The organism is Pseudomonas sp. P5_A2_2, assembly GCF_054177685.1.
This window is the reverse complement of the sequence record NZ_JBGCUL010000216.1, coordinates 1-6,271: the sequence shown is the minus strand read 5'-3', so window position 1 is coordinate 6,271 and position 6,271 is coordinate 1. Positions and strand designations below refer to the sequence as shown.

The following is a 6,271-nucleotide window of genomic DNA, read 5'->3' as shown; positions in this document are numbered from 1 at the left end:
TCGCTGGCCATCGCCACCTTCAGACGCTCATACATGATCCGCTCGTGGGCGGCATGCATGTCCACCAGTACCAGGCCCTGGGCGTTTTCCGAAAGAATGTAGATGCCCTTGAGTTGTGCCAGTGCATAACCCAGCGGCGGAATGTCGTCCTGCCCGGCCGGTAGCGCAACGGCATTGGCCTCGGGCAGCGGCGCAAAGAACTCGCGATAGGCGGCCTGCGCTTCGGCGACGGGCACACCGGACTGCGGACGCGGTGTGTATTGATACTGATAACCCGCGCCAGCTCCCGAACCCGCCGGTGTATTGAACGACGGCTGAGCCTGAGGCTGTTCCAGCAGCGCATTGGCAGCCAGGCGCATTTCGCCCTGGGGCCCGAATTCACCGGCTTCAAGGCCGGTAGGCCGGACGATGGCCGTGGCGACCGGCGCCGCCAGATGATCGTCCGGTCGCACATCGCCCAAGGCACGGTGCAAGGTGCCATAGAGAAAATCGTGAACCATGCGTCCTTCACGGAAGCGCACTTCGTGCTTGGTCGGGTGCACGTTGACGTCGACGCCGGTCGGATCGACTTCGAAAAACAGCACAAAGGTCGGGTGCCGACCATTGAACAAAACGTCGCGATAGGCCTGGCGTACCGCGTGGGCCACCAGTTTGTCGCGCACGGCACGGCCATTGACGAAGAAATACTGCAAATCGGCCTGGCTGCGATTGAAGGTCGGCAAGCCGACCCAACCCCATAGATGCAGACCGTTGCGCTCGATCTCGATCGGCAGCGCCTGCTCCAGGAAGCCCGGCCCGCAGATCGCCGCCACGCGCCGGGCACGGGCCGCATCATCATGGGCCTCGTGCAGGCTGAGGATGGTCTTGCCGTTGTGGCGCAGATGGAACGCCACATCGAAGCGCGCCAGGGCCAGGCGCCTGATCACTTCTTGCAGGTGATCGAATTCGGTTTTTTCAGTCTTGAGAAATTTGCGACGTGCCGGCGTATTGAAGAACAGGTCGCGCACTTCAACCGAAGTGCCCACCGGGTGGGCCGCAGGCTGCACGCGGGGCGCCATGTCCCGGCCCTCGGTCTCGACCTGCCAGGCCTGATCGGCGTCGCGGGTGCGCGAGGTCAGGGTCAGGCGCGCGACGGAGCTGATCGATGCCAGGGCCTCACCACGAAACCCCAGGCTCATGACCTGTTCGAGGTCTTCCAGGTTGCGGATCTTGCTGGTGGCGTGACGGGCCAGGGCCAGCGGCAGGTCATCGGCGGAAATGCCGCTGCCATCGTCGCGCACCCGCAGCAGCTTGACGCCGCCCTGCTCCACATCGACATCGATACGCCTGGCACCGGAGTCAAGGCTGTTTTCCAATAGCTCCTTGATCACCGAAGCCGGGCGTTCGACCACCTCACCCGCGGCAATCTGGTTCGCCAGTCGCGGGCTGAGCAGCTCGATGCGAGCGCTGTTGTTCTCGACCTGATTCATTCTTTGGCCGCCAATTCAGTGCCCGGAATAGTCAGGTGTTGACCGATCTTGAGCTCATCGCTCGACAGGTTGTTGGCGCTGCGCAGGGTCGCGGGCGACACCTGATAGCGCACGGCGATCATCGCCAGCGTTTCGCCCGGGTTTACCCGGTGGTCACGTGGGCCTTGGGCGATTTTGCCGGAATCACGCAGCCAGGCGATGTAAGTGCCCGGTGGAGGGTTCTGCTGGAAGAACTGACGCACGCCGCTGCTGATCGAACGCGCCAACGCCTGCTGATGGCTCGATGCCGCGAGTTTCGAGGCTTCGTCGGCGTTGGAGATGAACCCGGTTTCCACCAGGATCGACGGAATATCCGGCGACTTCAACACCATGAACCCGGCTTGCTCGACCCGCTGCTTGTGCAGCGGCGTAACCCGGCCGATATTGCTCAGCACCTTCTGACCCACGTTCAGGCTGGACGTCAGGGATGCGGTCATCGACAGGTCAAGCAGCACGCCGGCAAGCATGCGGTCCTTGTCATCGAGGCTGACGTTGCCGGCACCACCGATCAGGTCGGAACGGTTTTCGCTGTCGGCCAGCCAACGGGCCGTCTCCGAGGTCGCGCCGCGATCAGACAGGGCAAAGACCGAGGCACCGAAAGCGGCGGTAGAAGGCGCGGCGTCGGCGTGGATCGAGACAAACAGGTCGGCGCCTTTCTTGCGGGCAATTTCGGTACGGCCGCGCAACGGAATGAAATAGTCGCCGGTACGGGTCAGTTCGGCGCGGAAGCCTTTCATGCCGTTGACCTGCCGTTGCAGTTCACGGGCGATGGCCAGTACCACGTCTTTTTCCCGTTGACCACGAGAGCCCGAGGCACCCGGGTCTTCGCCTCCGTGACCGGCGTCGATCACCACAATGATGTCGCGCTTGCCGGCCGGAGCCGGCGGCAGCTTGATTGCCGGCTCAGCAGGCGTGACCGGCACGGCAGGCACCGTGGCGACCGACGGTGTCGGCGCTGGAGGAGGAGCGGCATCCGCGGCGTTATCGAACAGATCGACCACCAACCGGTTGCCGTACTGGGCGTTCGGCGCCAGGGAGAAGCTCTTCGGCGTTACCGCCCTTTTCAGATCGATAACCACCCGCAGGTCGGTCGGCGTTCGCTGGGCCGAACGCATGGCGGTAATCGGGGTGTTCGAGGTGTTGACGTTGAGCGGCGCACCGAGGGTCGCGCCATTGATGTCGATGACCAGGCGATCCGGAGCCGTCAGGGTAAAGACGCTGTGTTGCACCGGGCCGGTCAGGTCAAACACCAGTCGTGTGTTGTCCGGTGCCCGCCACAGACGAACACTGTTGACCTTCGAATCGGCCACAGCGTCGACGGTTACCGCCAAAAACAACACCCCTACGGCAGCCACCAACGCGCGAAAGCGCATACCTAACCCCATCATCTATTTGGATTCCAATGCCAAAACGGCACACCAGATCTCGCCACGCGAGCCCTGGGATAAAATTTTCAGCGAACGCCCGCTGTCTTGCGGGCTAATGGTAATGGTCAGGTCAGGCTTTGGCAAAAAGCCTGCACCTTTGTCGGGCCACTCGATCAGGCACAGCGCGTCATCTTCGAAGTAGTCGCGGATACCGAGGTACTCAAGCTCCTCCGGGTCGACCAGGCGATACAGATCGAAATGGAAGGCGCGAATGTCGCCGATCTCGTAGGGTTCAACCAGGGTGAACGTCGGGCTTTTTACTGCCCCGACATGCCCCAAGCCGCGGATGATGCCTCGGGACAACGTGGTTTTGCCCATCCCCAGGTCGCCCTCGAGGAAGATCAGGCCATGGCCTTCGGTGATTCGGGCAATACGTGCGCCAAAGTCGCTCATGGCCTGCTCATCGGCCAGGTACAGGGTTACTTCAGACACGGTGCTTGCTCCTCCAACAACTGACGAATGGCTGGAATCAGATCACTGGCCGCCAGCCCACGGCCCAATTTTCCTTGTTGCTCGCCGGCATTGGCGTGCAGCCAGACTCCCAGGCAGGCCGCGTCGAATGCGGCCATGCCCTGGGCCAGCAATGCGCCGAGCAAACCGGCCAGCACATCTCCCAAACCGGCAGTGGCCATCGCCGGATGCCCCTGATGACACAGTGCCAGACGCCCATCGGGACTGGCGATCAAACTTCCGGCACCTTTGAGCACCACGACCRCTGTATATTTTTCGCTCAATGCACGGGCAGCCGCAGGACGATCAGCCTGAACCTCGGCAGTGCTCAGGCCCAGCAACCGTGCGGCCTCCCCTGGATGCGGCGTGATCACGCAATCCCTGGGCAAACTCACACACGCTTCGGCCAACATGTTCAGTGCATCGGCATCCCAGACTTGCGGCAGCGGTGCGTTGGCGGCGGCCGATAACAGGCTGCGCCCCCAGGCGGCCTGCCCCAGACCCGGGCCAACCACCAATACGGAAACTTTTTGCAGCAACTCCATCAACTGATTGGCCGAAGAAGCGCCCAACACCATGGCCTCGGGGATTCTGGCCAGGRCCGCCGGCACATGTTCACCGCGGGTCGCCACCGACACCATGCCCGCACCGCTGCGCAGCGCAGCCTGCGCGCTCAGCAGGATCGCTCCGCCATAACCGCGATCACCGCCGATCAGCAGCACATGGCCGAACTTGCCTTTATGGGAAGCAGGTCGCCGGAAGGCCAGACGCGGCAGATTAGCCGCCGTCAGGCGAAGGGCGCTGCGCGGTGCCGCCTCGAGCAGATGTGGATCGGCGTGCAGGTCGTTGAACACCAGCTCACCCACCACATCCGCCGCATCACCGGTGAATACCCCCAGCTTCAACCCGATGAACGTCACCGTCAGGTCGGCACACACCGCGCAGCCAAGCACACGACCGGTATCGGCGCACAGCCCTGAAGGGATATCCACCGCCGCAACCGGCAACCCGCTGGAGTTGATCGCGGCGATGGCGCTGGCATACGGCTCACGCACATCGCCGCCCAGTCCGGTGCCAAGCAAAGCATCCAGCACAATGCCGCGCAATCCGGATTGTGCGGTCCAGGGCTCGATGAGCACTTTTTCAGACACTGCCTCGGCATGGGCCAACGCTGCATCACCCTGCAAGCGCCGCGGATCCCCCACCGCCAGCACCCGCACTGTCCAACCGGCACGTTTGGCCAGCGCCGCCACCAGATACCCATCCCCGGCATTGTTGCCGTGACCGGCCAGCACGCTCATTTCTTTCGCTGTCGGCCATTGGCGAACCAAGGCCCGCCAGGTCGCATACGCTGCACGCTGCATCAATTCGAAGCCCGGTGTGCCGGCCGCGATCAGGCTCGCATCGAGGCTTCGCACTTGTGCAGCGCTGTACAGCGCGTCGGGTAATTCATCTTTAATGTGCGGCATGCGTCTTCGGGCTCCGATGTCTGGCAGAATTATACGCACCTCAGCTCCGGTTTCTCTCGCCTCATGCCCGCTATTACCACAGACCTGTCCGCCCTCGCCCAATCCATCAAGGACTGGGGCCGTGAGCTGGGCTTTCAACAAGTCGGCATCAGCGGCCTCGACCTGGCCGAGCATGAGCAGCATCTGGAGCGCTGGCTCGCCGCCGGCTACCACGGCGAAATGGACTACATGGGCGCCCACGGCAGTAAACGCTCGCACCCCGAAGAGCTGGTGCCGGGCACATTGCGCGTGGTGTCCCTGCGCATGGACTACCTGGCGGGCGACACCCACATGGCAAAAATGCTCGCCCAGCCGGAAAAAGCCTACGTCTCGCGTTATGCCCTGGGTCGCGATTACCACAAGTTGATCCGTAAACGCGTGCAACAATTGGCGGAAAAGATCCAGGCGGTCATCGGGCCTTTCGGCTATCGCGCATTCGTCGACAGCGCCCCGGTGCTGGAAAAAGCCATCGCCGAACAGGCCGGCCTGGGCTGGATCGGCAAAAACACTCTGGTTTTGAATCGCAAGGCAGGCAGTTATTTCTTCCTCGCCGAATTGTTCGTTGACTTGCCGCTGCCAGTAGACCCGCCCCACGTCACCGAACACTGCGGGCGGTGCAGCGCCTGCCTCGACATCTGCCCGACCAATGCCTTCGTCGGCCCCTATGTTCTGGATGCCCGACGTTGCATCTCCTACCTGACCATCGAACTCAAAGGCGCGATCCCTGAAGATTTGCGGCCACTGATCGGCAATCGGGTGTTCGGTTGCGATGATTGCCAGATTGTCTGCCCGTGGAACCGCTTCGCCCGTCCGTCCGGTGAAAGCGACTTCAAGCCGCGGCACAACCTGGACAACGCCGGGCTGGCGGAACTGTTCATGTGGGATGAAGAGAAGTTTCTCAGCAGTACCGAAGGCTCGCCGCTACGCCGGACCGGTTACGAAAACTGGTTGCGCAACCTGGCGGTGGGCCTGGGCAATGCGCCTTCAACGATTCCGGTGCTGGAAGCGCTGAAGGCGCGACGGGAACATCCTTCGCAACTGGTACGTGAACATGTCGAGTGGGCATTGCGCCAACATGCCGAACGTCAGGCTTCGTCGTTGTAGACGAACTTGGGCATTTCCCAGTGAAAACGGATCGCCAGCAAGCGCAGCAAAAATCCACCGAACAGGGTGATCAGAATCGATTGTTCATCGGGTAATTGCAGATAGATGCAGAGCATGTAGCACCACGCCGCCGCAAACGACACGCTGGCATAGAGCTCGCGCCGGAAGATCAGCGGAATATCATTGCAGAAAATGTCCCGCAGGATGCCGCCGAAGACGCCGGTGATCACCCCGCTGACCGAGGCCACCAACATGCCATGGCCCATTTCCAGGG

General features: G+C 62.3%; 6 protein-coding genes. 1 reads left to right on the top strand and 5 read right to left on the bottom strand.

Annotated features, from left to right (window positions below; genetic code table 11):
* From mutL to ACXRVY_RS14360, 4 genes are all read right to left on the bottom strand, one after another.
* The coding region (mutL, locus tag ACXRVY_RS14375; protein WP_458237617.1) for a DNA mismatch repair endonuclease MutL at positions 1 to 1,469 on the bottom strand (1,469 nt) is incomplete at its 3' end.
* Positions 1,466 to 2,896, bottom strand: coding sequence for an N-acetylmuramoyl-L-alanine amidase (locus tag ACXRVY_RS14370; protein WP_411740709.1), 1,431 nt, complete (start codon positions 2,894 to 2,896; stop codon positions 1,466 to 1,468). The genes ACXRVY_RS14370 and mutL, both read right to left, overlap by 4 nt.
* A complete protein-coding gene (tsaE, locus tag ACXRVY_RS14365; protein WP_223462520.1) occupies positions 2,897 to 3,367 on the bottom strand; it encodes a tRNA (adenosine(37)-N6)-threonylcarbamoyltransferase complex ATPase subunit type 1 TsaE in 471 nt (156 codons plus the stop codon). It abuts the gene before it with no gap.
* Positions 3,355 to 4,854 carry an NAD(P)H-hydrate dehydratase gene (locus ACXRVY_RS14360; RefSeq protein WP_458237616.1) on the bottom strand — a complete coding sequence of 500 codons (1,500 nt, stop codon included), beginning with the start codon at positions 4,852 to 4,854 and terminating at the stop codon, positions 3,355 to 3,357. The genes tsaE and ACXRVY_RS14360 overlap by 13 nt, the downstream gene beginning before the upstream one ends.
* Positions 4,855 to 4,917: 63 nt before the next feature.
* Here ACXRVY_RS14360 and queG point away from each other — a divergent pair, with 63 nt between their 5' ends.
* Positions 4,918 to 5,997, top strand: a complete 1,080-nt coding sequence (queG, locus tag ACXRVY_RS14355) for a tRNA epoxyqueuosine(34) reductase QueG (protein WP_223462518.1) — start codon at positions 4,918 to 4,920, stop codon at positions 5,995 to 5,997.
* Here the strand turns inward: queG and ACXRVY_RS14350 are convergent.
* Positions 5,979 to 6,271 (bottom strand): trimeric intracellular cation channel family protein (locus ACXRVY_RS14350; RefSeq protein WP_458237615.1); only part of this gene is annotated, 293 nt, incomplete at its 5' end. The genes queG and ACXRVY_RS14350 overlap by 19 nt on opposite strands.